This window comes from Methanoplanus sp. FWC-SCC4, from assembly GCF_032878975.1.
GTDB lineage: Archaea > Halobacteriota > Methanomicrobia > Methanomicrobiales > Methanomicrobiaceae > Methanochimaera > Methanochimaera problematica.
Genome location: NZ_CP043875.1, coordinates 1709584 through 1734374, shown reverse-complemented (window position 1 = coordinate 1734374; position 24791 = coordinate 1709584). Strand labels below are relative to the sequence as shown.

Annotated in this window: 25 protein-coding genes and 2 tRNA genes; 15 read left to right on the top strand and 12 right to left on the bottom strand. The window is 43.0% G+C overall.

Annotation, left to right across the window (positions count from 1 at the left end; translation table 11 throughout):
• Positions 1-9: 9 nt before the first annotated feature.
• Genes F1737_RS08790 through F1737_RS08770 form a run of 5 tightly spaced genes read right to left on the bottom strand, consistent with a single transcriptional unit; the run spans position 10 to position 5414 of the window.
• Entirely contained in the window at positions 10-1422 is a 1413-nt protein-coding gene (locus F1737_RS08790; protein WP_317136211.1) for a DNA cytosine methyltransferase, read from the bottom strand.
• The gene (locus F1737_RS08785; protein WP_317136210.1) at positions 1419-4475 is read right to left on the bottom strand and encodes a hypothetical protein; all 3057 of its coding nucleotides are present in this window, start codon (positions 4473-4475) and stop codon (positions 1419-1421) included. Before F1737_RS08785 ends, F1737_RS08790 begins: the two co-directional genes overlap by 4 nt.
• Positions 4472-4831: a hypothetical protein gene (locus F1737_RS08780; RefSeq protein ID WP_317136209.1), complete on the bottom strand. Its 360-nt coding sequence runs from the start codon at positions 4829-4831 to the stop codon at positions 4472-4474. Before F1737_RS08780 ends, F1737_RS08785 begins: the two co-directional genes overlap by 4 nt.
• Positions 4824-5081, bottom strand: a complete 258-nt coding sequence (locus tag F1737_RS08775) for a hypothetical protein (RefSeq protein ID WP_317136208.1) — start codon at positions 5079-5081, stop codon at positions 4824-4826. The genes F1737_RS08780 and F1737_RS08775 overlap by 8 nt, the downstream gene beginning before the upstream one ends.
• The gene (locus F1737_RS08770; protein WP_317136207.1) at positions 5082-5414 is read right to left on the bottom strand and encodes a hypothetical protein; all 333 of its coding nucleotides are present in this window, start codon (positions 5412-5414) and stop codon (positions 5082-5084) included. It lies immediately after the preceding gene.
• Between the two features lie 244 nt (positions 5415-5658).
• On the opposite strand from F1737_RS08770, the gene F1737_RS08765 reads away from it, so the two are divergent.
• Complete coding sequence (locus F1737_RS08765) at positions 5659-5970, top strand: hypothetical protein (protein WP_317136206.1); 312 nt, start codon at positions 5659-5661, stop codon at positions 5968-5970.
• Here F1737_RS08765 and F1737_RS08760 read toward each other — a convergent pair.
• On the bottom strand, positions 5967-6203 hold the full coding sequence (locus F1737_RS08760; protein WP_317136205.1) for a hypothetical protein: 237 nt from the start codon (positions 6201-6203) through the stop codon (positions 5967-5969). The genes F1737_RS08765 and F1737_RS08760 overlap by 4 nt on opposite strands.
• A 56-nt stretch (positions 6204-6259) precedes the next feature.
• Between F1737_RS08760 and F1737_RS08755 the strand changes: the two genes are divergently transcribed.
• Together F1737_RS08755 and F1737_RS08750 are read left to right on the top strand one after the other, a co-directional pair.
• Positions 6260-6904, top strand: coding sequence for a hypothetical protein (locus tag F1737_RS08755; protein ID WP_317136204.1), 645 nt, complete (start codon positions 6260-6262; stop codon positions 6902-6904).
• Between the two features lie 229 nt (positions 6905-7133).
• Entirely contained in the window at positions 7134-8363 is a 1230-nt protein-coding gene (locus tag F1737_RS08750) for a hypothetical protein (RefSeq protein ID WP_317136203.1), read from the top strand.
• 744 nt (positions 8364-9107) lie between these two features.
• Here the strand turns inward: F1737_RS08750 and F1737_RS08745 are convergent.
• Positions 9108-9263 carry a DUF2080 family transposase-associated protein gene (locus tag F1737_RS08745; RefSeq protein ID WP_317136202.1) on the bottom strand — a complete coding sequence of 52 codons (156 nt, stop codon included), beginning with the start codon at positions 9261-9263 and terminating at the stop codon, positions 9108-9110.
• A gap of 222 nt (positions 9264-9485) precedes the next feature.
• Here F1737_RS08745 and F1737_RS08740 point away from each other — a divergent pair, with 222 nt between their 5' ends.
• From F1737_RS08740 to F1737_RS08710, 7 genes are all read left to right on the top strand, one after another.
• Positions 9486-9653, top strand: a complete 168-nt coding sequence (locus F1737_RS08740; protein WP_317136201.1) for a hypothetical protein — start codon at positions 9486-9488, stop codon at positions 9651-9653.
• Entirely contained in the window at positions 9653-10489 is an 837-nt protein-coding gene (locus F1737_RS08735; RefSeq protein ID WP_317136200.1) for an ArdC family protein, read from the top strand. Before F1737_RS08740 ends, F1737_RS08735 begins: the two co-directional genes overlap by 1 nt.
• 585 nt (positions 10490-11074) lie before the next feature.
• Positions 11075-11842, top strand: a complete 768-nt coding sequence (locus F1737_RS08730) for a DUF3427 domain-containing protein (RefSeq protein ID WP_317136199.1) — start codon at positions 11075-11077, stop codon at positions 11840-11842.
• Between the two features lie 164 nt (positions 11843-12006).
• Complete coding sequence (locus tag F1737_RS08725; protein ID WP_317136198.1) at positions 12007-12909, top strand: hypothetical protein; 903 nt, start codon at positions 12007-12009, stop codon at positions 12907-12909.
• Between the two features lie 342 nt (positions 12910-13251).
• A tRNA-Lys gene (locus tag F1737_RS08720) sits at positions 13252-13325 on the top strand.
• Between the two features lie 275 nt (positions 13326-13600).
• A tRNA-Leu gene (locus tag F1737_RS08715) sits at positions 13601-13685 on the top strand.
• Positions 13686-14209: 524 nt separating this feature from the next.
• Positions 14210-14818 (top strand): HD domain-containing protein, encoded by a 609-nt coding sequence (locus F1737_RS08710; RefSeq protein WP_317136197.1) that lies wholly within the window; start codon positions 14210-14212, stop codon positions 14816-14818.
• A gap of 35 nt (positions 14819-14853) precedes the next feature.
• Here the strand turns inward: F1737_RS08710 and F1737_RS08705 are convergent, their stop codons facing one another.
• Entirely contained in the window at positions 14854-16431 is a 1578-nt protein-coding gene (locus F1737_RS08705) for a C45 family peptidase (protein WP_317136196.1), read from the bottom strand.
• A 346-nt stretch (positions 16432-16777) separates the two neighbouring features.
• On the bottom strand, positions 16778-16909 hold the full coding sequence (locus tag F1737_RS08700; RefSeq protein WP_317136195.1) for a hypothetical protein: 132 nt from the start codon (positions 16907-16909) through the stop codon (positions 16778-16780).
• Positions 16910-17115: 206 nt separating this feature from the next.
• Here F1737_RS08700 and F1737_RS08695 point away from each other — a divergent pair, with 206 nt between their 5' ends.
• A complete protein-coding gene (locus F1737_RS08695; RefSeq protein ID WP_317136194.1) occupies positions 17116-17799 on the top strand; it encodes an HAD family hydrolase in 684 nt (227 codons plus the stop codon).
• A gap of 447 nt (positions 17800-18246) precedes the next feature.
• Positions 18247-19740 carry a sodium/proline symporter PutP gene (gene putP / locus F1737_RS08690; RefSeq protein WP_317136193.1) on the top strand — a complete coding sequence of 498 codons (1494 nt, stop codon included), beginning with the start codon at positions 18247-18249 and terminating at the stop codon, positions 19738-19740.
• Between the two features lie 273 nt (positions 19741-20013).
• On the opposite strand, the gene F1737_RS08685 is transcribed toward putP, so the two are convergent.
• On the bottom strand, positions 20014-20247 hold the full coding sequence (locus F1737_RS08685) for an RNA recognition motif domain-containing protein (protein ID WP_317136192.1): 234 nt from the start codon (positions 20245-20247) through the stop codon (positions 20014-20016).
• A 227-nt stretch (positions 20248-20474) separates the two neighbouring features.
• On the opposite strand from F1737_RS08685, the gene F1737_RS08680 reads away from it, so the two are divergent.
• Positions 20475-21281 carry a pyrroline-5-carboxylate reductase family protein gene (locus F1737_RS08680; RefSeq protein ID WP_317136191.1) on the top strand — a complete coding sequence of 269 codons (807 nt, stop codon included), beginning with the start codon at positions 20475-20477 and terminating at the stop codon, positions 21279-21281.
• 149 nt (positions 21282-21430) lie between these two features.
• Here F1737_RS08680 and F1737_RS08675 read toward each other — a convergent pair whose 3' ends face one another.
• Positions 21431-23137 carry a bifunctional metallophosphatase/5'-nucleotidase gene (locus F1737_RS08675; protein WP_317136190.1) on the bottom strand — a complete coding sequence of 569 codons (1707 nt, stop codon included), beginning with the start codon at positions 23135-23137 and terminating at the stop codon, positions 21431-21433.
• A 215-nt stretch (positions 23138-23352) separates the two neighbouring features.
• Between F1737_RS08675 and F1737_RS08670 the strand changes: the two genes are divergently transcribed.
• Entirely contained in the window at positions 23353-23874 is a 522-nt protein-coding gene (locus F1737_RS08670; protein ID WP_317136189.1) for a hypothetical protein, read from the top strand.
• 222 nt (positions 23875-24096) lie between these two features.
• Positions 24097-24453, top strand: a complete 357-nt coding sequence (locus F1737_RS08665; RefSeq protein WP_317136188.1) for a hypothetical protein — start codon at positions 24097-24099, stop codon at positions 24451-24453.
• Between the two features lie 64 nt (positions 24454-24517).
• On the opposite strand, the gene F1737_RS08660 is transcribed toward F1737_RS08665, so the two are convergent.
• A complete protein-coding gene (locus F1737_RS08660) occupies positions 24518-24775 on the bottom strand; it encodes an RNA recognition motif domain-containing protein (RefSeq protein ID WP_317136187.1) in 258 nt (85 codons plus the stop codon).
• Between the last annotated feature and the right edge of the window lie 16 nt (positions 24776-24791).

Sequence of the window (24791 nt, the reverse complement as noted above, 5' to 3'; positions counted from 1 at the left end):
AAACAGAACTCAGATTTCAGCCTTTGTTCTTTCTTCAGGGTGATTCCTCTCCCTTTCGGCATCAATCATTTTTTTAATTTCTTTTGCAATTCCATCAGCCATCAGCGGAGGTACTGCATTTCCAATCTGTGTGTATTTTGCCCCGCGGTTTCCTTCAAAATAATAATCATCCGGAAAAGACTGAAGTCTTGCAACTTCTCTTACTGTGAGAGATCTTGCCTGTTCGATGTCCGGATGAATAAAATAATGGCCGTCCTTTGCTATATGGGCAATGACAGAATGTGAATATCCTCTCCCGTCAACTACCTTGAACCTGTCAACAAATCCGCTGCGGAATCTATGGGTTTTCAGTTTTTCAGGAAGATTGTTATAATTCAGGCGTACCTTTCCGTTATTCCATTGATTAATGGCTTCACGATATATCTCCCTGTCACGATCATTGTGCATTCTTGCTTCGTGATGTCTTATACCGCCAAAATTTCCCTTAAGCTTATTTTTTTTAAGATATTTTAGAGAGACTCCTTCAGGGTATGGCTGGAATTCATCAGTTCCCCTTAATTCTTTATTTGATTTATCTGCCTGAAGTTTCGGCAGATTGCTGAGGATGTTCCATACATGCCCTGTAGGTTTTTTTTCTTCAAATTTTGGATAAAAGCAGGTTTTACAGTTTTTTTTCCACCCGATTATAATTATCCTTTTGCGATTCTGAAGGACGCCAAAATTAGATGCAGTTAGAGTATCTGCATCAATATTATAGCCGGCCTCATCACATTTGTTAAAGATATCTTTTAAAATTGTCCCGTTTTTGGCTGTGCGAATCCCCGGCACATTTTCAAAAACAAAGAAATCTGGCTTGAATTTTTTCAGGAAACTGATGTAATGTTCATACAGAAAGTTCCTTGGATCGTCTTTTTCTGCCTTATTTTCCTTACCGCGTCTGGCCATGGAGTAAGCCTGACAGGGCGGACCTCCGATAATTACATCAACGGTTTTTTTTCCGTTAAAGTTATCCCTGAGATATTTTTTTATCTTCTTTTTGATTTCCAATTCAGTTTCATCACTGATTGCTTCATTAATAATCAGGTCTTCCCCTGCACCGCAGTCTTTTGCACACTTGATGAATTCATCCCTGCTGATTATCCCCCTATAATAATCTCCGTATATTTTCTTATTTCCTGATCTCATCAGTTCATGATATATCAGGCGTGTTTCAAGGGTTTTGCAAGCATCTTCATTCATCTCTATGTGGCCTGCAAATTCAAATCCCTGCCGGATAAAACCCTCGGTAAGGCCGCCGGCACCGGAGAACATATCAAGTGCAATATATGGTTTTGTCATTACTTTTTGCTGGTAAATATTCTGCCCGGACTGGCAATAAGGCTTTTTAATTAAGACAGTTTTTCCAGTTTCCAAACCATTCATAAAATCCCACTCCTCCCGTTCTCCTCCCTCAAAAGTCTCCCGTAACACCTCTCACAAATCACAAGCTTCAACTCACCAGACCTGAACAAAGCCTTACCTTCATCACAAAGACCACACCGGCCGAGATCAACACTCACCCTCTCAAAATCCGCTGCACTCATAACTCCCGGCAGCGGATGAGTGAAACCACTCTCGTTTGCACTTTTGCACTGGTTTACACTGACTTGCACCGGAGTAGTGCAAACCAACGGCGTGCTCATGCAGCTCCTTTCCACGGTTGCGACTTTACACGGCTTTTTATCACTCTTGTTTGCACTGATTTTGGAAACACACACAGAAGCACCCGGAGAGGTTAGTGCAACAGACCCCTTCTCCGTTCCTGAAAATCGGTGCAAACTACTATTATTAGAGAGAAGCTTTTCATCATTTACTAATGGATTGCCTGAAGCTTCGCAGATTGCCGGTCTTTTAATTTGCACTTTGGAAGTGCAAAACGGGTGCAAACATGGTGCAAATGTGCAAACGTCAGAAGGTTCTGTTGGGGAGGAATCCCCTCCAACATCTTTGCCTTCACCTTCGCCTTCTGAATCATTACCTTCATCATCTCCGCCGTTTTTGTCATCATCACAACGCTCTCCTCCTTCAGAAATCCATACCACACTTCCTGAGTTCCACCTGTGGTATACCTCATAGTTAAACGAGAATTGGTTCTCTCTCCGGCGGACCATGCAGCCATCCACCTCATGTGAAACAGTAGCGTCAATGAAGCTTATCGCCGGACACTTCTCAAGAAGACCTGAATACAAATTTCCTCCGTTTGTATAGCCCTGAAAGATCCTCCTTGTCTGATGATATGAAAGCCCCATTGCATCCTGGAGCATACTGATGGTAACAACACCCCAGCCCATTTTGCATATGGTCTTTAAAGCAGCGGCCTCATTCTTCGTAAGTTTCGTCTCCTGCCCGCCGCTCTCACCGTTAATCTCCGAATAAATCCTTGCTGCTGCCCGGAAATCATCACGTTCCGCACGGATGGCAGGAAGACTCTCTTCCTGTCCGGCATCGGCCGTTCTCCCGCCTGAACCAAACCTCTCCCGCTGCATTCTGAACAAAAGGGCATGGCACTTAATCAGGTCAAAAAGAATTGCCGGATTGCGCCTGTTAGCAGAGCTTGAGAACTGTACCTTCTCCGCAAACGGGATTGAAACATAAACTGTCTCCTCCTTTAGAATTGCCCACATGCAGCGGCAGATCTCTGCCTCCTCCGGCTCAGTGCTCACAATATTCTCCGAGGCTTCCGTCTTTCTTATATGCAGAAGGACCCGCTCGTCCTGCTCTGCCGAATCATCAATCCACGTTGTCAGCATGCGGTTCATCACCTGATCATCGCCGACCGACTCCACCTTTGCAAGCCACCAGACACACCTCTCCGGGATGCTGCATATCTTAAGCTGCCTGTCGGTCGTCAGCGTCTGGTGCTCGATTCTGTCGCAGAAGTTTGCAGTTGCAGACTTCAGGATCTCCTGAAGATCATCGGAGAGGCTGACATCATCGAAGAGAAAGACCGTTCCTGGCTGAAGGTCGGGGTTATAGTATAGTGCCTTGTCACTCACTGTTCCGCTCAGCTTGTAGTCCTCAGGTATGAGCTTTAACATTGAGTTGCATGCATGTGACTTTCCCTTGCCGGAGTTTCCGGATACCGATACATGCAGACCTTTAGTGTTCTCAACTGACTGCGATGCAACCGACATTATCAGGCATTCGGCGACAGTCCGGTCGCCCACATGGAGCCTTGCGAAGGTCTCAAGCATGAACTGAAGGGGATCTCCTTCCCTGAGTATTGCGTTCGCCTTCTCCCTGATTTCATCGGAAAAAAGAGAGGTTCCTTTAATTTCCTGCCTCTTTTGCTTATGCTCTCTTCCGGCTTTCACTCCTGCCGGTTTTTCCTTTCTTCCGGCAGACCTGTCTTCATACATGGCACGGAGTTCAGGCCACCGCTGCACACCGTTTCCGCATGAGTTGTGGTGACACCCGGCAAAGATTGCACCTGACTCAAACTGGATTGCGAAAGCACCGTCTCTGTGCTCATCGGAGAAGGGGCATTCTGAAAGGGTGTACATTGTCCCGCCCTTCCACGGTTTGACAGACTTTGTTCCGATGTTGTTTCCTGCCAGCCATTCGCCAAGATTGATATTTCCGCCTTTGCCCGTGCCGTTGGTAAATCCGTTTTTGTTCCCGGTCCCCCCGCCGCTGCGGAAGGCAGGGGGCGTTTTAGTCTCCGGTTCGTCCGGCATGAGGGAGGCCAGTTTTTTAAGGGTTTCAACAGGGACAACCTGCCGCTTTTCTGGTGCCAGAATAATCTTTGAGGTCCTGTGTGGGCGATCTTGTGTGTCATCGCCCTTTTTGGACTTTGTTCCGTAGAGTTTCCAGATTCGTGCAGCGTTGAAGTTGGCCGTGTCCACATGGACGGATACATCTGAGAAGAATGTGTCGAGGACCTCAAGGCACTGCCTCACAAGTTCTGTGGATTCCCCGCTGTTATCAAGGTCAATCCGGTAAAGAAGGTGTGCACCGTTGCCGGAGTCTGCAAGGACAGGTTCGGGGAATCCCTCTTCTGAGAGCCATTCCTTAATCTTTGCCGCCTTTTCCAGTGCAAGATTGTGCTCCCCATCGGATGATGAAACGCCGCTCGGCCTTACCGGATCAAGGTCAACCGGCAGCCATCTCCTTCTTATTATGTCGGAATCCGCGGTTGTGGGATCGTTTTTTGAGAGTTTCATCCGTATTCTGTTTGCACGTCTTGAGAGGAGTGCCGGGTTTACCTTGTTTAGTGTTGTGTAGACGCCGGAGACATCGGTGAGTCTGTCGATATTTTGAGCCTTTTCTGCGAGAAGGCTGTGGTCGTCAAAGTATCCGCTGTGGGTTGAAAAATCCCCGATTGCCCGGATCTCAACCACATCCCTTTTTTCAAAAAGAACGGAGAGAGTCTTTTTTATCTCCGCTGCGGGAATGCTTTCCTTCTCTCCTGTTTCATTCCCCTGTTTACGGTTCAAAGGAATACGCCTCCCCTGAGATCAGGCAGTATCTGAAAGAGCGGTGCGGAAACCGCTTCTCCCCTTGCGACCTTCTGGAGTGAGAAGAGCGGGATTATGAAGCAGCCTTTTGTTGTGATGAATTCAACTGCTCTTCCGGCTGTGTTTATGGCAACATGGCCGGAGATTTCGGTTGCGAATATCTCTGCCCATTCGTCCTTTTTTTCGGTGCAGGATCTGAAAACCGGGGCTGATCTTCCGTAGAAGATCAGGTTTCTGACATCTTCGGGGATGATGTAGAAGAATTCGTCTTCGATTTGGATGTCAAGCCTTCCCTGCATTCCGGTGCGGATTGATCCGCAGGATGGTTCATTCATTCCTGTTTCCTCCGGCTGCACCGGGTGTTTCCCGGAATTCTGTTTCCACTTTGTAGGTGTGCCCTGCCGTTCTTGTTACAGTGATTGCCTCTATGCTGTCGCCTTTTGTGTGAATCTCTTCAGAGATGGCACGGGCGATCAGGTATAGCGGATATCTCTTTGAGCTTTTTTTGTTATTTCCAGTGGCTTTTCCTGTTGTTTTTCCGGTTCTGTTTCCGGCAGTATCTGTGGATTTTTTGGAGGCTGTCATTTAGTTTTTCACCCCCGCAGGGATGGGATGATTTATCTTTTGTCCAGACAGATTTATGTTGGCGGTCCGGGTCAGGGTGCTGTGATATTTATTCTGATTCTGGCTGCCGTGTTTTTCTTTCTGTTTGTCTTCTTTCGATTCAACAAGACACCATATGCCTGCTTCGAGCATTGCTTTCCCGATCTTTCCGTATGCGGGATACTGCTTTTCAAAGGCTTCGATGTCTTCCTTTGTCACTTTTCTTGGATGTTTCTGCATGGTCTCACCTAAAGTCGTGGTGTTTTTGCAATGGTTTGCAGCGGTTTTTTCTGTTTTTTGTTTTCTGTTAGTCAACAGTTTTCTGCAAACCTTTTTCAGACGGCGTTTTGGAAATCCGCGGGGATTTGGTCGTCACTAAAAGAAATGTTAAATCCCGGTCGTCATTGTTCCCGGCATTTCCCAGCGCTTAATTATTCTGTCTGATTTTGGTGATTTAAAGTTTAGGGGGGGAGTTTGAATGTGAGAGTATAAAATATTCTGTTCACTTTCACACTCCACGGGTTTCTCCTAAAAGTCAGGAAGTTCAATCATATTTTCCATGACAATTGAGTTTTTAAGCAACATCACACTTCCAGATCCAATGATGAGTGCAGCGGTTCTTTTAGGGATCTCCGGTGCTCTTTTTGTCGCTGCGAAAAGTTCTAAGATTCGGAGTGCAGGTTTTTTGTGCTGGATTTTCGGGAACCTGATATGGATTCTTGAGGGTGCATTCACTGAGAATATCTACATGGTTGTAATGTTCGGGTTCTACTGGGTGACGGCTGTTTTCGGGTTTTTTAATTCCAGAACCGGTTTAAAAATAAGTCCTGATGAGTGGGACTGTTTTGGAAAAGGGGGTGCCGGTAACTAAAAACCGCTGAATATTTTTAAAATAACGGCGACTGCTCCGCCGGCTCCGGCTCCAAGACCAGCGGCAATCTTTCCCTCGCACCCTTTTGCTTCAGCCTTGTGCTCCTCAAGCACCCTTATTCTTCCCTCATGATCCTCAATTGAGTCTTTCAGTTCGGAAAGTGTTTTGCAAATCCACTTAACATCCCTGTTTGTTTCGATAATCATGTCTCTGTTGGTTTTATTACTGACCATGAATAACACCTCTATATATGAAAATTACCACTCATAAAGTCAAGTTAATATTATTGTTGATCATAATTATTATTGTCTGTAATACTTCCGGATGTATCCAGGCAACTGACGCCGGTTTAAAGGACGCGGATGCATGCACCTTTGAAAAGGCGGATTTCGTTTTGGAAAACGAAACCTTTGTCGGAGATGATGAAGAAATGGCTGACTTTATAGAGACCAACAACACAAAAACTGCAACAAGGAAACTTGAAAATCCAATTCCGGATATTGAAACCTTTGATTCAATTGTTCAGGATGTGGTTGTAAATAACCCGTTTGGATGTGTGGGTTATGTGTCCAACGGAATGAACATTGCGGGGGTATCAACTTCTAAACAGGGATATACTGCAAAATTCATCTTTGAGGATGATGAGGCAAAGTCCGTGGGATCAATGTCTGTTAAGGCACCGGCTGTCCATGCATATAATGCTGCGATTACAGCTGTTCTTGCAGACACTGCTCTTGCTGATGCTGTCGGTGGCGATTGTGTAAGGGACAGAGAGCATGACACATATTCCCATACTCTGAAATGTATGGACCCGAATGGTGAGATTTATTATGTGTCCATAAACAGGACAAATGTAAGGCTGAGCTCCTACACTGATGATGCAATCCGTGACAAGGTTGAGACCTGGGCGGACGGTGTTGCAGCGCTGTTCTGATCCTGAAAATTAACCTGGGCTTTGGTTCCGGTGCTGTGTGCTTTTGACAAAAGGGCGGAGGATTATTTCCTTCGTTCTTTGCTTACCTCCTTTTCATTGATTTTAAATTTAAATATTTAATTACCAATAAGAATCGTTTTCAGCTAATATTATTTATTTTTTGCAATACAGATTTATTGCAGTTTCTTTTAAGGTATCACATGATTATAAAAAATATAAGGATGTTCAGATGGCAAGCTTAGGAGAGATATATATTGGAGGATCAGAAGGTTCTCCTTATTCAAGTATCGTTTATAATAGTGGTGTGAGTTTTGCTCTAGATTCTCCCTCAAAAATAAGTCAAGTATATAAATTTGAAAAAGAGAGATGGGAAGTTGAAGTAAAAAAAGACCAATCTATAATCATTGCAAGAGCACAAACCGATCTAACGCCGCAAGAAACCTTAAATCAAGGTTATAATAGATGCCAATATTTTCTAGATATTCTTTCAGTAAAAAAAATTATGGATACTGAGATGAAAAATATTGCCAATTCTTATATAATTCACTTTAAAGAAGGTAAAAAACATGTTCTTAGAATTTTTTCCAGCAGTCAGCTAAAATTTAATGCGACAGGAACAATAACAGTAATCCGTGATGGAAAAGAAGTTCCATCACAACCTAATCCTGAACCTGAATGGATTCCGGCATTTCGATATTACCGCTTATCGCAAACGAGCAATAATCTTTATGAAGCCTATCGAAATCTGTTTTTATCATTTGAAGCTATCTTAAGCAATATCGTCCCCATTCATAAAAGAAAAAATGGTAAAAACAAAGAAGGTGAAAGTGACTGGTTGAAAAGGGCATTAAAAGAGATTAATACAAAAATATCTCTATCGGATTATGTTCCAAAAAATACTTCAAATCCAATAGATTATTTTGTTGATCAACAATACCCAATTAGATGTGATTTGTTTCATGCAAAAGGAAGTAACTGCATATTGCCTTTTTCCGAAATAGAAATCTCCAATATTGCTAATGCATATGAATATCTTCACCGGCTCTGGAAAAAAATAACTAATGTTTATTTTTATGTTCCAAACAGTGGAGGTTCTTTTACTATTGCAGGATTTAAAGATTTAACGAATGGAGTGTTTTCAGAAGGATTTGAGATGCTAGCTGTAGATGATCCAAACATGCCACAAATTACAGATAAAGAATGCAATCTTGGTGGATATCCTGAGATTTCTTTTTCAAATTATTCTTTAGATAATATATCATTACCTGATGGTATTATTGCAAAAGGAAATATCGAAGGTGAAATATTAGCTGAAGTAAATTATTTATATAAATTTTGCTTATTATCTGAAAATAATCTATTTATGTTCAAATTTTTCGAAGATGGAATAACATTAATGGGAACTGATAAGATGGAATGTTGGTTTAGCGTTCGTCTGAAAAGTAATGATCTGCCTTAATGAACAAATTAGTCCTTTAAAAAAGACAGTGAATATCCCTTTATTCAAGTATTTTTCGCCAGATTTTAGATACAAATAATGTGATTTCAAAAAAAGTCTAATTTACCAACATTAGGCCGATTGGCGCCCTCATTATTGAGATATAATGACGTTGTATTGCCCCGTATTTTCAGACGATGTTTATACTGGCTAAAGTGGAGATCGTGGAATACAGGGCTTCTGTGAAGGTCGCGATTCCTGAGATTTTCGCCTAAAAGGGGGTCTATTTATGCTTTACTTAATGGTCTGTCGTATTTGCAGACGCTCACCCACCGCTGCATCGCTCAACTCAGCAGCGGGCGCTTCGCTGTTTTTTCAGGTTAAAATTATCTGTGTCGCCCGAATCAGACTCGCTTCACTCGCCTGCTTCCGGCTGTCTGCCACCGCCTCCGCTTACTGCATCATGCAGAAAGCTCAGGCTGAATTGTTTATTGTCCTGTGATATATTTCCGGCCCGGTAATATCTTTAGGAATTCCGGCAGGCATTTTTTATTATGATTGTCCGGCCTTTCGTCTTTGACAACCCACCCGCCTTGAACAGGCCGTCTTTAATTGTTACGCTGGCGCTGTGCGGACCATTCTCTCCGCTTCCGGGGATGGACGAGCATCCCCACGCTCCGACATGCTCATCCCCTCCCGCCGCTGTTCGCGGCTCCTCCCCCAGGGGCAGTGAGAGTGATTGGGATTATTCGTGAGTATCCTCTGTTATTCCTTTTTATCTTCGACCGGATCAAGAAGGATGATCTTAACCCGCTTGCCGATCCAGTCCTGCGGAAGTAGAACATGGCAGCTGTTGCCGGATTTTGTAGCTGTTTTTTCCCTGACTTCATAACCGGAAACAGTGATTTCTATTTTATCCATAATAGTTATGCGGCATTATGTAATTAATAACTTACTTTGGTATATACTGAATATATACCAAGTATAAATAATTAAATACTTTTAAAATAAATATATATGTAGGGAAGTGTAAGCTGTCGGGAAAAGTCCGGCGCCTTCGCTCTCCTGAAAAATTAAGGAACTGGTTGATATGTTCAGAAATAATTTGAACGTGGAAGAACCGGTTGAGGTGGTGTTCTAATCATGTCGCCAAACAGAAAGCCCGCCACCTCATTAACTGGTTTAGAGTACAGAGAGATAAACGCAACGGAAGCAGAGCAGGAAGATCCCCGCTGCCGGAATATTGTTTTATTAAGATCCCCCTATGAAGGCGGCCGGCGTTTTGCAGCTGTCAGCAGGAGGTCTGAATAATGCCTTCTGTTTATGAGATTGTGCAGGACCGGATCATAAAGCAGCTTGAATCCGGCGTTGTCCCGTGGCAGAAGACGTGGCAGGATATGAATCCTGTTAATATTCTGACAGGGAAGGAATACAGGGGAATAAACCGCCTTCTTCTTGCAGGGCATACACATTGGGGAACTTTCAGGCAGATAAGAGAAGCCGGCGGAAGTGTGAGGAAAGGGGAGAAGGCATCGGGAATTGTTCTCTTCTGGTCAAAGACCGATACAAAAAAGACGGTTAACGATCAGGGCGATGATGTAATAATTATGGCCGAGAGGGAACGGCCTATTGTCCGTTATTATCCGGTGTTTAACTTTTCCCAATGTGAAGGGATAGAGCCTGAGGCTGTCGCAGAAATAACGCCGGTTGTATCCTGTGAGGAGATTATTAAAAGAAATAAGCATCTAAACGGAATCGGTAGCCCGTCATACAGTCCGGATAAGGATATTGTCAGAATGCCCCCTATGGATATGTTCAGGTCACGGGAGGATTATTATGCAGCGTATTTTCATGAGCTGACGCACTGGACCGGCCATTCATCAAGGCTTAAACGGTCGGGAATTTGTAAGACGTCGATGTTTGGAAGTGAAACATACAGCCGCGAGGAGCTGACTGCGGAGATGGGATCAGCGTTTCTTTGTGCCATGTGCGGTATTGATACAGATCCTGTCCGGATGAATTCGGCTTCTTATATTGCCGGATGGCTTGAGCATATCAGGGAAGGATCAGCCCGTGATCTTATCAGTGCAGCCGGTGATGCACAACGGGCAGTGGATTTTCTGGAGATGGGAAGACCCTCTCCCTGAAATTTTGCCTTTTCCCTGCCGGATATCTAAAGAGAATTGCGGGCCGTTAGTGTGGGAAAATCATGTCTTACAGCTGCAACGCTGGCGCTGAGCCGGCTGCCGTTCCTTTCGGTCCGGCAGCAATAACCCGCCCGCCCGACCTCGGACGGGGAATAGAATCTTTCATATCCACTGCCCGGAGGGAGGAGCCGCGAACAGCGGCGGGAGGATTAGGTCATCACGGAGCGGGGGGATGCTTGTCCATCCCCGGAAGCGGAGTGTATGGCCGGCAACCGGAACCTTTTGCCTTCAGGCAATAGGTGGAGGCTGCTTGTTTGCAGCCTGGGACAGGCGAGTGAAACGAGGCTGTTTCTGGCGTAGCAGAATTATAGTCAACCGGTAAAAAAAAGTGAACCGTCCGCTGCTGAGTGAAGCGATGCAGCGGCTGGTGAACATCCTTGATTAATATTTTTGAATAATTTTTTTTGAAGCTTTGGTGTCTGTTGGGCGCACAAGTTTTTTGATATTTGAGAGAAAAAAACAGAATGATAGAAGTGCCCGATTTAGGTAATTTTAGAGATTTGGACTTGGATTTCTGAATCCGCATTGAGAGTTATAGATATAGACTCTGCTGAATTTATAAAATTCATAATTAATTTACTTAGAAATTCTGGAGATGTTTGTTTAGAGGAAATCTCAGATTATGACCAAAAGATGCTTACAATGCTTTACTATTCCCTTTACAATTCTCCTATCCAGAATTATAATAAAGTTTCAGATATCTTCCAAACGATTTTCGCGAATGAAGCAGTGAAGGATGAAATATTAGAGATTTTAAATTACAAATATCAGAACATAGATTTTGTTGAAAAACCTCTTAATTTAGGATTTAAAACGCCTCTTTTCTTGCATTGCAGTTATGCAAGAAATCAGATATTTTCTGCACTTGATCACTATACTCTTTTAAATATGCCTTCTCATGGACAGCGTGAAGGTGTCATACATTTGAAAGATAAAAATCTGGATGTATTTTTTATCACTCTTAATAAGACAGAGAAGCACTATTCACCTTCAACAATGTACGAGGATTTTGCAGTAAATGAGACTCTTTTCCATTGGCAGTCTCAGAGTACAACCTCTGAAAATTCTCCTACTGGAATTAGGTACATTAATCATGACTCTAATGGAGCAAGGATTCTTCTCTTTGTAAGGGAGTTTAAAGAAGTAAATAATCGTGCACAGCCCTTTATTTGTATTGGAACTGCCAGATATGTGAGCCATACTGGAAGTCGACCTATGAATATCACATGGAGACTGGATGAAGATATGCCTGCGAAATTTTTAAAATCTGCCCGGAAAATGATATTAGGATGAATTATGAGAACAAATCCATCTGTCTAATTTTTAGTAGATTATTATGATTATGATTTTTCAATCAGTTTCCAAAATAATATGAAATATTCCGGGATTAAATTAAGTTATATTATTATGACTGAGGATAATATTTAATATCCTAATATTCTTTGGGGAAGTGAGTTTTGAGCAGACTGGAAGATTTTTTGGCACCTTTAAATGAGGGTGTCTGGGAAGTGGAAATATCAAAGGAATCGGTAACCGAACCTCTCGGTCCTGAATGGGAAAAATCATCAATAAATGTACCTTCTCCGGGAACGATTGCAAGTTTTAGAAATGGCCAGTATCATGTTCATGAAACCGAAGATGAGTGGAAGGTCCATCTTGACAGATACGATCCAAAAAAGCATCCGATAATGCACCTTCTTGATGATGCACCTCTTCTTTTAATGATTGGCGACACTTTTGTAACTCTCATATCCGGTATTAGAAGAAATGAGGTGAATGACACAGAAGAGATCCTGAACAAACAGAGAAGAGGCTGGCAGTTGCAGGTTCTGGCAGGGATTTTTCTGTTACTTGCAGGACTGGAGATAATTTCAGAACCTCTTCTTGCATTCAGCGGTATAACTGGTCTGATTGTTCCTCTTGCAATAACCGGTCTTGGACTTGTGATGATTGTAAAAGAGATTATGGATTTGAAAAATTCATTTTCACCATGGGAAGTCCTGCGTGGTCTGTCGGTTGTCTCTGCCGGAATCATCGCATATTACCTGCCGATAATATGGTGGGTTGTTATTTTGACTGGTGTGCTTGCCCTGTGGATGCTCGCAAGCGCTTTTATGCTTTTAAGGAGGGTCAAAAAGGGCCGAAGTGCAGTCCCCGAAGGTTTTGTAAGCCGCATGCTGATTGGGATTCTTTCACTGTGTCTTTCGGTCGGGATTCTTTTAACACCCGTCGGACTTCTGAAAATTTTTATGGTTATACTGGGATCAATTGTAATTCTTATTGGTGTGATGGTTTCAGTAAACGGATTGAGGCTTGGAATCATGATGAAATCCGCAAAAAAGAAGGGAAAGGCAGATTAAATACTCTCACAAGATCTGCCCGGATTGCTGTAATTTTTAATCAGGTCCCTCAACAATCCCTGAATAATTTTTCATAACAGGCAGCTGATTTTATTGCCCTGATTTTATTAATTATCGGCATTCTATGTCTGGTTTTTCCGCACTTCCCGGTCACTTCCGGATTTGATATGGTAGCCGGAAATTCATCTGCTGTATCTATTTTACATGAATTTTACGTTTTAAATTGCATTTTGGTAGACTTATGGCCGTTTTTTATTTTTCATTCAGTAGTCATGCCTGATGGCTCTTTCAGAATCAAATAAAAACGTTCATATTGGTCGATATCATATTCTATTATCTCAGGGGCCTATAGCTCAGTTAGGCAGAGCGCCTGGCTTTTAACCAGGTGGTCGGGGGTTCAAATCCCCTTGGGCCCGCTTTTAGTTTTTCAGGTTTTTGTTTCATTAATTTTAGACACGTTTGTTAGTATTTTCTCTCAGATTTTTTCCACCATTCATAAAAAGGCAGGATTCTTCTAAATTTCAGGTAACACCTCTAAGAAAATGGTAAAATCTCTACCCTGTGTCTGTGATAACACATAAATTCAAAGAGATCTCCTGCATCAAATAAGAATGCATAAATAATTGTAAATCGTAAATGTAAAGGCTCAAGTGGCATCCGAAGATGCTGTTGTGCTTATTCTAAATTGCAGGCGAGGGTTGCCAAGCCAGGTCAAAGGCGCTAGGTTGAGGGCCTAGTCTCGTAGGAGTTCGAGTGTTCGAATCACTCCCCTCGCACTTTTCAAATTTTTCACAACAAAGGAGTGAAAACGCCACTTTTCTATGATCAACAATGTATCACATTAATTTTAAGATTATTTTATGTTGTAGATAAAATTATACAAATATGATGGCACCCGTTCTCAGGGAATTTGCGATTATTGCCGTTTTTATTATTTTTACTCTTCCAACACTTTTTGGGGCTTTGAAATGTGCAAGTGATCCTTCTGATGAAAATTTAGCTCAGGTAGTGTAGGGTGCTGCAGTTCCCTGACGGACAAATGTCATGCACCCCCGAATACTGCTTCTCATCGTTCTAAAACCTGGAGAGTGTATCTTTCTGCTAAATTCTCAGGTATCTGATCCCGTGGATCATTATGTTCATGAGCGGGATGCGGGCCATCGTGGAATCAAAATAATATCCATAGAAGGTATCACTCCGGAGCTTTTTCCGGTGCTTTTGGTCAGGATATTATCCCTGAGGTGTTGTCCGGTATATAGTCCGGTCCCCTTATTTCTGCTCAGAGTCAACCTCTCTTAACATGAGTACGGAGACGGAGACAATACTGACCTTTGTTGAGACCTGCTTCAGGCAGTCGGGAGCCCACGGACTTGACCACATCCTCCGCGTCACCCGCCTCTGTCGGGAGATCGGCCGGGCCGAGGGTGCGGATATGCGGGTTCTAATTCCGGCTGCCCTCTTCCATGATATCGCCCGTCCCCTTGAAGAGGAGAGCGGCATCCCGCATGAACAGGAGGGGGCACGAATTGCAGAAGAGTACCTCAGGTCAAATGGCTATGACGCAGAATGCATCCGGGCGATCACTCATGCAATACGCACCCACCGCTACAGCACAGGCGCCGAACCTGAGACTCTGGAGGCAAAGATCCTCTCTGATGCCGACAAACTCGACGCTATGGGGGCGGTCGGGATCGCAAGGACGTTTCTTCAGGCAGGCGAACACGGGGGCGGCATCCGTGACGCCAATGATCACATCCATGAAAAACTGCTGAAACTCAGGGGCCTGATATACACAGATGCCGCAGCGGAGATCGCCGAACAAAGGCACGCCCTCCTGCAGCGGTTTACCGATGCCCTGGAGGACGAGACCAAAGGTGCTGGTTCAATGGTAAACAGCAAAAATGGATGAACCATATGGAGATGGTTCAGCGGTTATGATATTTATCAGCTGGTCGTTTCACTTTCACAGTATTTATGCACCAGTCTGGTATGTGCAATCGCAGAAGAATAGGCAGTTGCCGCTTTACCGAAGGCAAAAGTCCTGTTTCGTGGATCAGTCTCAAGTGTGCCCTTATTGTGCCACCAGTTTCCTTCCCAGTAATCATTCTCAATGGAATTCCACTGTTCATTAGTCCAAGTGTCCGGTGCATCACCCCTGAGCTGAATAGTCTCCCACATATGGGCATCTGCATCTGATCTGAGCTTGTAAACCATATATTCAGGGCTGCTCCCGAGGGTGAAGCTGACATAGGTTCCGGTCTGACCTGGTGCCCGTGTTCCCCACCCCGGCATATCCGGATTTCCCTGGCAGATGCTGACCACCCGGTCCCCGGGAACAGTAATAAGAGAATAGAGCGTTGCGCCAGTCGGACGGAACCGGTTAATGGTGTTGCTGCTCCAGCGGTCGTCCCGGTGCCATGCCTGACCGTCCCACCAGTCAGATGATGAAAGGATATGCCTGAAGTTCTCATAATCCAGTTTCCCGTATCCGTCCCGGATCTGTTTTTCTGCAGTAATATAACGGTAATAACTCGATGGATAATACCGGAGCGGGTCCCAGATCTTCTGTGACTCCTTCATCGCAGGATTCAGATAATGATTTGCAGCTATGATGAAATCCTCTGATCCATTGCGGATTGCAAATTTTTCACGGGTCGACTCAATAACCTCGGCATTCCCTGATGTATCAGCCAGGAGGCGACTGAGAGAGAAGCTCCGTGTAATGTTCAGAAGGATTTCCTCTCCTTCAGGAACAGAAGCGGCAGACATCCCTACTGAAGGGAGCTCAAGAAAGGCCGAGATGCCCGGGCCGGTATCACCGGCTCCCTGAGCGGGTCCTGCGGTCGTAATATAGACCAGTCCTTTTTCATTAACAACAACATTATTTCCGGTCCGTCCGGCACCTGACGGAATGATACATGAATAGCCGTTATCAGGGTAAAGAAACAGCAGAACCTGGTAGGAATTGGATGACACCGAGTAATAATCAAAATTATCGCCGACAATAAGCGTGTTGTTCGTGGCGTTTCCATAGGCAGCGAAAGCAGTACAGTGTTCCTCCGGCGCCGGGCCATTGTGTCCTCCGTAGTAGAGCATGACAATGGGGTCGACTGGCGTGAAGGCGTACCCCTGATCGTTCATGGCATCTGAGATACCCTTAAAGAATTCGATGAACTGAAAATCATTTAGTTCCCTGGCGATATACTCCTTATCAACCCTGCATTCGTCCAAAATTTCATCATAGGATTTCTCAGAGAGGGCACCTGCCCAGACCGAATCCCGGACGATGGCGAGATATTCAGGTACCTGAAGGCCGTATTGGTATCCCATCTCATATGGGCTTCCCTGCAGAATGACAACAGGCATCAGGCCGGGCGGCGGGGAGTACTGTTCAGAGACAGGGCCGGGGTTCGTGCCAACAGGGAGAGATTCAACGGCAAAGACCACAGTTCCGGACAGAATGAATAAAATAAGGCATGTAAGACACAGCATATGTGCCTTCTGTCTGAATGTTTTCATCATGAGATATATGTTTCCTCCTCAGTCGAAGCGAAACCGGTCAGGATGATGCGTGACTGGTTGTGCTGATACTTCCGGAATGCATGGCATTAATGAGTTCGTCCTTAACTTATTCCATGAGTATCATCCTGAATTGAAATTGTTGAAAACTCTTTTTGGGTTTAGGCTTTCCTGACTCAGCCGGGGAGTGATAAACGTTTTTCAAGGGTACACTTCGATGTAATATTTCGATCTTAATGTTAAATTCCGAAAATACTATCGAATTGATCTTCTTATTTTACCTGATTTCTGAGATTGTCGCAGTTTACTTTCACTGGTATGATATGGCTATTTTCTGATTATGCAGATATCAAAGTATATAGTCGAATAACCCTATTTCTTCTGTCCTCCGGTCCCTGTGTGTATATCCCTCATGGCAGAGTTCTTCCGGGACAACTTCTCTTTTTGACGGCAGCAACCGGATGCCATGACTGATATCCATGAGCTTCGTCACTCATCCTGTCGATTATTCCCTGTATGCTATCGTATTAATCGTTTGAGCGCCTTTTTGCAGGGGTATCGTTTAAAATATTCCTGTCTGCATTATTTGGAAATCGGTTTCCTAAAAAATGAAATCAAAAATATAATCTTCACACTATCAAACCTATATATATGAATAAAAATGCTGTCCGGAAGGCAGCTATCCTTATGGGAGTGGCCGTTCTTATGATCCTTTGTGCCGGGTGCGCCACTACTGCTGATGATATCAGAGTGGATGCGACACCAGATGCAGCATCCGGTGAGTCATATACAACCATTAGTGTAAATGAGATTGCAGAAAGTCTTGCAGGGGGCGGCCCTATCATCGCCGGGCTGGATCTGGACAGTACGACCTTCTACACCGATTCGGTCTATTACTACGGAATGACGAATATCGACGGGCCTGATAACACGAACATCTTTGGGGATAATCCTGAACAAAATCCCGAGTTCGTAAGAGCAATCAACAATGAGTTTGTCGGCTATTATATGCCGAAAAATGCAGCGGCGAATGTCATTCGGATGCACCGGGAGCGTGGCGACATGGTGATATTCATCACAAAGAAGCACAGTTCTCCCGAGGAGAGAATTTCAGATTATATAAGTGTAATATTTGGCATTGAGAATCCGAAAGTAATCTTTACAAACGGCACGTCAAAGACACCATACATAAATGAAGAGAATGTCTCTGTTTACTACGGAGACTCAGATGGCGACATCACCGATTCCCTGTCGGCTGATAACTGTACTCCTTACCGGTTTATGCGAAATAAAATGACCCTGCAGTACAATAACTTAAACTACAGTCTGGGACAGTATGGCGAGAGTGTCGTAGAGAATTCAGATTACTGATATTCTCTTTTTTCTCTCATTTCAGACAAAATATTTTGTTTTTTATTGATATTATGAAATCTTATCTGCGTTCCAATCTCAATGAAATTTACAGAAGTCCTATATTTTTCTATGAATTTTTTTAAATTATCTCCCAATATAAATAAAAGTCCTGATAAATTCCTGATTAATACATCAATGACTCTTACGAGGATTTAAACCGGAATTGTCATCATACAGATAATTCTCTAATCATGATGGATATTCCCTCAAAAATTCAAGTACTTACCATATAAATACTCTTCCTGTAAACATTTTAACAATGGATGTGTTCCTGATCCTTTTTTTAAGAGAAGTCCGCAATGTGAGTTGTCAGCTGCTTTTAGATGACAAATCAGAGAACGACCTGAATATTAAATCCGGTTAAAATATCCGGGCAGGAGCCATCAGTAAAATTAGGAGAATCCAATGGTTAGCAATGGCATTGAAATACTGGCTGCCTTTATCGTATATCTCGGTATAATGGTTGCAATCGGTCTTTTATACTACAAAAAGACCCACACAGTGAGTGACTATATTCTTGGAAGCAGAGGACTAAACCGCTATGTTGCTGCATTAAGTGCAGAAGCATCGGATATGAGCGGATGGCTCCTTTTGGGTCTTCCCGGACTTGCATACATATCAGGTATGTCGGCAATATGGGTTGCACTCGGTCTTATTATCGGAACATTCCTTAACTGGAAATTCGTTGCAAAACGTCTGCGTATATACACCCATCTTGCAAACGATTCTCTGACACTCCCCGACTTTTTCAGAAACCGTTTCAATGACAAATCGGATATTCTCGGGGGGATCTCTTCAGTATTTATTCTGATATTTTTCCTGATATACACGTCAGCACAGTTTGTATCAGGCGGAAAACTCTTCAATACAGTATTTGGAATCGACTACACCGCCGCTTTGTTAATCGGTTCATTAATCGTTGTCGCATACACCTTTACAGGGGGATTCAAGGCTGTATGTCTGACTGATTTCATTCAGGGAGTACTAATGTTCTTTGCCCTGCTCTCTGTTCCTATTGCCGCGATGATTTTAATCGGCGGTCCTGCGGAAACACTGGCAGGAATAAGCCAGATAAATCCTGATCTGTTAAACCCGTTCATCGACGGTGAGAGCGGAAGCCCGCTTACATTCATAGCAATCGTCTCAATGCTTGCATGGGGTCTCGGGTATTTCGGACAGCCGCACATTCTTGTCAGGTTCATGGCAATAAAAAAGCCCGAAGAGATAACCGAGGCAAGAAATGTTGCAATGATCTGGGTAATTATCTCATTACTCTCAGCAGTTGCAATCGGTCTCATCGGAAAGATTTTCCTTAGCCAGCCTCTGGTCGGTTCAGACTCCGAGACTGTTTTCATGGTGATGACCGGTGAAGTCTTCTTCTCATTCCTGGCAGGCATCATCTACTGCGGTATCCTTGCAGCCATTATGAGTACGGCTTCATCACAGCTTTTAGTCAGTGCCTCCGCCGTATCACAGGATCTTTACAAAGCATTCCTCAAAAAAGATGCAAAGGACAAAGAACTCATATGGGTCAGCCGTTTCTCGGTTCTGTTCGTTGCAGTAATCGCAATAGGCCTTGCAATTGATCCAAACAGCTTTGTATTCTCGATTGTTTCATACGCATGGGCGGGATTCGGAGCTGCATTTGGTCCGGCAATATTAATGGCACTATTCTGGAAGAGAACAACCCGCCAGGGTGCCCTTGCAGGAATTATTATCGGTGGTCTCACAGTTCTTATATGGAAACAGTTTGCATTCTTCGGACTCTATGAGATTGTGCCCGGATTCATCCTTTCAATGCTTGCAATATACGTGGTCAGCAAAATGACTCCGGAGCCGGACGACTCCATGATTGCAGTGTTTGAGGAGACTGAAAAAGCGTTAAAGGAAAGCAACTAAAAAAATAATTTTTTTTAATCCCGGTTCCGCCGGAATTTAATAAACATTTAGCCTTTGATTTGGCTCTTTGTTATTATTTATCTGAAATATTCCATCAGAACCGGGGTCTGTTCAGGTGCGATTAAAATAATTACCACCCACTCAGGAAAATTTGAGTGCTGGATTCTGACCTCGTCAGAAAGCATCGAATAATTGTCCCTGATAAGCTCAATTTGATCTATTTAGATAGGCACACCGGTCATCCGGAAAAAAAGAAAGATATTGATAAAAAAATTATTTGCCTTTAATTGCGAGTTCCACTTTAATTTTTCTTCCGTAGAATATCATGCCGTCTGATCTTCTTACAGCATTTTTGGCCTCTTCTTCAGTTTCATATGTAATATAGGCATATCTCCGCTGAACAATTTTGATCCCTGTAACATTTCCGTATAGGGAAAACTGCTCCTCGAGTCTTTCTTTACTAAGGGAGTAAAGAAGATTCCCCACATATATTTTATTGTTCACCATTTCAAAAACCGCTTTTACTTTCCGGTATATTTTGTTTTATTCTGCAATGAATCATTGTATTGATACCTGAATTGTTCATGCCCGATGATAAAGCGGATTTTATCGCCGGTAAAAATACAGACTGACCCTGTTATTCCAAAACCGGCAGTTTAATCCGGAGTCAGTGTTTTTTAAAACCGGTTATATCAGTAGAGAAACAAAGATTTACATGAAGAATTGGTGATATTGTGAAAAAAACAGGTGTAATAGGGACGGGAAGCATGGGCGGGATGCTTGTCAGAAAGTTTATTGAAAGCGAAATTTCCAAACCTGAAATGATTATTGCAGGCAACAGGACTGAAGAAAAATTAAGGCTTCTTGCAAAGGAAACCGGAATAAATGCTGCAAAAAACAATATTGAGGTTGTTGAAAACTCCGATGTCATTTTCCTGTGCGTAAAACCGCTTGAAGTCAAAGGGGTGCTGGCTGAAATAAAGGAAGTGCTTAACGAAGATAAAATACTTGTCTCAGTCGCTGCTGACGTATCTCTTGAAAATCTCTCTGAGTGGTCAAATGCAAGGATAGTCCGTGCAATACCGAGTATTACCTCTGAGGTTTTAAAGGGCGTAACTCTCCTGTCATTTGGAGAAAGAGCTGCCCCTGCTGATAAGGAATTAATACTCTCCATGTTTGGCGCTATTGGAAAAGCGGTTGAGGCGGAAGAGAAGGATTTTGAGATCCTGACCATCCTGACAAGCTGTGCACCAGCATTCATTGCTTCAATATTAAAGGAGCTTTCAAAATCAGCCGTAAGACGCGAAGGGATATCAAAAGAGCTCTCTGAATTTCTGGTAAGAGAAACCCTTGTCGGGACATCATGTCTTCTTGAGGAAAAAAATCAGAGCTTTGAAGATATAATATCACGTGTCGCCACAAAGGGAGGAATAACAGAGGAGGGTGTCTTTGTGATCCAAAAGGAGATGCCGGCGGTTTTTGACAATCTTCTCGATGCAGCTCTCGGCAAAGACATAAAGGTAAATAAAATGATAAACTGAATAATCAATTCCTATGAGAATCAGGACACCTCTCCAGAAGGTGTCAGCATCTTTTACTCTTAAATAATACTTTTTTTAGACTATACAAAACCCTTCTCTAAAAAGGTGGTTTAACCGGAATGTATCTCCCGGTTTTCATCCGCAACAAATCAACTAAAAACCAGAATCCTTCCGTCAGTCTCAGGCGATATTGGAGAATCCCTCTCAATCGCCGCTGCAAGAAGGCCGATTAGGTTTATCTCTGTGTTATATTTTTTATCGTCCGCAATTTCAAGAAGATTTGTATAACCGTCTCCCCCGCCGGCCATGTAATTATTGACGGCAACAGTGTACGTCTTATCCGGAACAATCGGTTCATTTCCAGAATCCGTAACAACCGAGAGGTTGAGTATTCTGTTTCCTGTGCATTTTACTCTGTCATTGTCATAGTCACAGCAGAAAACATCACCTTTAGTGTTGATCTCAAACCTTACACCAGAGACCTGCAAAAATCCGCCTGAACCAACCCTCTCCTCACCCGGACATTCGTCGCCTGAAACGACAATTGCGGATGCAGACCTCTCAAGAGTATCCCTGATCTCCTGTCCTGTCATCCGGATTGTAACAATCATATTTTCAAACGGAAGAATCGTGTTTAATGTCAGGTAAGATATCTCACCTGCCGGAATCACGGCGTCTCCCCTGATAGATCCTGAATTAATTAATGCGATATCAACACCGGGTACATTATCTTTAATTGTATCGGTGATGAGATCTCCGGCATTTGTCTCTTTTGACCTTATCTCAAGGTATGGTACATCAAGTGCAACTTGTGAGTATCCAATCGGATTGGAAAGGCTGTCTGAATAATTGTTGTAATATGGCATCACAAATGATGTTATCTCCTCATCGTCAGGCATATCCTCTGTTATTGTATATCTGACTACGGATGCATCTGATAAAATTCCGTCTTCAAAAGTAATATCAACACAATCCATCTCTTCGCCGTATTTTCCTGCATGAACAATAAGAGTCTCTCCGCCGTCACCACCTGTTATGGTCTCATTCCAGACGAGGTGGTCATGGCCGCCGATAATCAGGTCTATTCCTGAAACAGACTCTGCAAGTTTTAAATCCTCCTCCCTGCTCTCATGGGTAAGGGCGATTATGATGTCAGCACCCTCATTTTTCAGGGATTTTACAGCAGAATTTCCGATATCAGTTGTGTTCTTATAAAAAATCATATCCTCAGGGATTGTCACAATTTTTCCAAGCTGAGGTGTGATAATGCCGAATACTCCAACCTTTGCCCCGCCTGCGTTAAATACGGCATAATCCCTGATTATATTGTTCAGTTCAGAATCAGTAAAATCCAGATTTGCACAGATTACTGAGTATGAAGCGTTTGTAACCCCGGATTCAAAGACTTCTGTTGAAAAATCAAAGGCGTGATTTCCGGGAACTGCCAGATCAACTCCTGCCATCGAGTAGGCTTTGACCTCCGGAACTCCGGCATAAGTATGATAAAAATTACCCTCGCCGAGATCACCTGCAAAAAGATAAAGTGTGTCTTCCCTCTCATTTCCAAGAGAGTTGGCAAGTGCCCCTATTCTTCCGATTCGTGATCCGGTATCATTCTCACTCATCGCAAATATGTGGCTGTGTATATCAGGGCTTGTTAAAATCCTGATAGTTCCTGAATATGGGGAGTCTGTCGAATAAGAAGATTCTGCCGTTTCCTGTAAATTGGAGGTTATGCCGGCTACCCCTTCACCACTGTCTGTATCTGTCATAAAAACTGCGAACATAATAACTGCAATCACAACAAGTGTAAGTGTGACCGCCAAAACCGGTTTGATGTTAAAAGATCTCTGCATGATATTTTCCCTAAATCTGATCAAATATTTCCAAAACCAAAAAAAATTCAGGTTTTTGGCTGATTAAAGAATAATTTTGGGAGGCGTGGAATTTAAATATTGAGTCATCTCTGTGAGGATATATAAAAATTATATGGACAGTAAAAAAAATTCCGGAAATGTATATATTCTTTTAGGAATATTTTAAATCTCTAAAAAAAGATGGGGGGAATTTATTGAATGGCAATGTATCAGCGGGCTATGTTCCTGTAACGGAAGACTATTTTTTGTTCATAATTGTGGTGTTGATTATGGGAATTGTGGTGGTGTTCCCGTGGCTTATGAACACTTACGTAATTTACAGTATGAGGAATAAAGTCCTTGACAAAATTGATATATCCTCTATTGGAATGAAAAACTGTAATTCCTCTGAATCCGACAGTGAGGATCTAAAAATTCTGAAGACCAGAATCGAGATGGAAAGAGTAAAGATAGCACACGATATGGTCAGACAGCTTCCTCAAAGAAAGGGTCTTTCACGTTTTTCCCTTATGTCGGCGGTGATACTGATAATTGGCACATCCGTTTTATATCTTGTAATCTTTGGAAAATCCGAAGAACTCCTGAAGAGTACAATCGGAGTTCTTACAGGCGCACTTGCAACAATTATCGGATTTTATTTTGGCGGACGTGCAGAGCAGGTTAAGGTTGAAAGCATTGAAGAAATCATAAGAAGAGAAGAAACCGATAATCAGTGAAAATTAGAAAATGAAAGTCATTAAAGGGGATAGAAATATATTCTGCCTGATTATAATAGGAGTCCTGCCCTAAGCGGTGAAAATGAATTTTTTGAAAAAGACATAAAAAGGGGATTATGATGCCGGGGGATTCGTGGAGAGTTTCCCTGTATGATTTTATCTCAGCGGATAGTTTGTATGTGCCGGTTTCAAAAAGTTCAAAAATACCTTTTGGTGATAGAAATGGTTGAAAAGGGGGATGCCAGAGTTACAAATATCTGGTTTGAAAAAGCAGGTTCGCCTGATATTCCAAACGAACCTGATATTGTGGAACTGTCCCGGCTTCGTAATATGTTTGTGAGTGTAAAAGGCGAAGTCAAAGGAAACATAGCGCTTGGTTATTTCATAAATGATAAGTTTATTGAGGCAAAAACTGCTACAATCGAGTCTGCAGGGCACAGCGAAACACCATATTTTGCCTGGCCGAAATCTTTCAAAAGGCCCGGGAACTACGATGTGAAAATCAAAGTGGGACAACCCGTAGGAGAAGAGAAATATAACTGGGAAAGAGTATTCGAATTTAATGTGGAGGTTGTATAATAAAAAAAGGTCACCTGTTTTTTAGTACCCTAAAATTTTTTAAAAGAGAAATTATGTTTATTTTCTAATATTCCCGCCTTTGGTGCGGGGTAACAGGGCGTGCATCGTCCACCCTCATTGTCCTGCCTTCATATTCTTTTCCGTTCAAAGCCTCCTTTGCATTTTCAGCTTCTTCAAGAGTAGAATATTCAACAAATCCGAATCCTTTCTGGTGAATAATTCTGGCGCTTTTAACATCGCCGTATTTTGAAAATAATTCCTCAAGCTGTTCTTCTGTTACAGAATATTTAAGATTTCCAACATACAATTTGCGGCTTTCCATTTTTTTCTGCCCCCCT

Excerpts from the sequence above, each read along its gene's own strand:
- F1737_RS08790 (WP_317136211.1), bottom strand. The coding sequence starts at position 1,422 with ATGAATGGTTTGGAAACTGGAAAAACTGTCTTAATTAAAAAGCCTTAT.
- F1737_RS08780 (WP_317136209.1), bottom strand. The coding sequence starts at position 4,831 with ATGAATGAACCATCCTGCGGATCAATCCGCACCGGAATGCAGGGAAGG.
- F1737_RS08775 (WP_317136208.1), bottom strand. The coding sequence starts at position 5,081 with ATGACAGCCTCCAAAAAATCCACAGATACTGCCGGAAACAGAACCGGA.
- F1737_RS08765 (WP_317136206.1), top strand. The coding sequence starts at position 5,659 with ATGACAATTGAGTTTTTAAGCAACATCACACTTCCAGATCCAATGATG.
- F1737_RS08760 (WP_317136205.1), bottom strand. The coding sequence starts at position 6,203 with ATGGTCAGTAATAAAACCAACAGAGACATGATTATCGAAACAAACAGG.
- F1737_RS08750 (WP_317136203.1), top strand. The coding sequence starts at position 7,134 with ATGGCAAGCTTAGGAGAGATATATATTGGAGGATCAGAAGGTTCTCCT.
- F1737_RS08745 (WP_317136202.1), bottom strand. The coding sequence starts at position 9,263 with ATGGATAAAATAGAAATCACTGTTTCCGGTTATGAAGTCAGGGAAAAA.
- F1737_RS08740 (WP_317136201.1), top strand. The coding sequence starts at position 9,486 with ATGTCGCCAAACAGAAAGCCCGCCACCTCATTAACTGGTTTAGAGTAC.
- F1737_RS08735 (WP_317136200.1), top strand. The coding sequence starts at position 9,653 with ATGCCTTCTGTTTATGAGATTGTGCAGGACCGGATCATAAAGCAGCTT.
- F1737_RS08710 (WP_317136197.1), top strand. The coding sequence starts at position 14,210 with ATGAGTACGGAGACGGAGACAATACTGACCTTTGTTGAGACCTGCTTC.
- F1737_RS08705 (WP_317136196.1), bottom strand. The coding sequence starts at position 16,431 with ATGATGAAAACATTCAGACAGAAGGCACATATGCTGTGTCTTACATGC.
- F1737_RS08700 (WP_317136195.1), bottom strand. The coding sequence starts at position 16,909 with ATGGATATCAGTCATGGCATCCGGTTGCTGCCGTCAAAAAGAGAAGTT.
- F1737_RS08695 (WP_317136194.1), top strand. The coding sequence starts at position 17,116 with ATGGGAGTGGCCGTTCTTATGATCCTTTGTGCCGGGTGCGCCACTACT.
- putP (WP_317136193.1), top strand. The coding sequence starts at position 18,247 with ATGGTTAGCAATGGCATTGAAATACTGGCTGCCTTTATCGTATATCTC.
- F1737_RS08685 (WP_317136192.1), bottom strand. The coding sequence starts at position 20,247 with ATGGTGAACAATAAAATATATGTGGGGAATCTTCTTTACTCCCTTAGT.
- F1737_RS08675 (WP_317136190.1), bottom strand. The coding sequence starts at position 23,137 with ATGCAGAGATCTTTTAACATCAAACCGGTTTTGGCGGTCACACTTACA.
- F1737_RS08665 (WP_317136188.1), top strand. The coding sequence starts at position 24,097 with ATGGTTGAAAAGGGGGATGCCAGAGTTACAAATATCTGGTTTGAAAAA.
- F1737_RS08660 (WP_317136187.1), bottom strand. The coding sequence starts at position 24,775 with ATGGAAAGCCGCAAATTGTATGTTGGAAATCTTAAATATTCTGTAACA.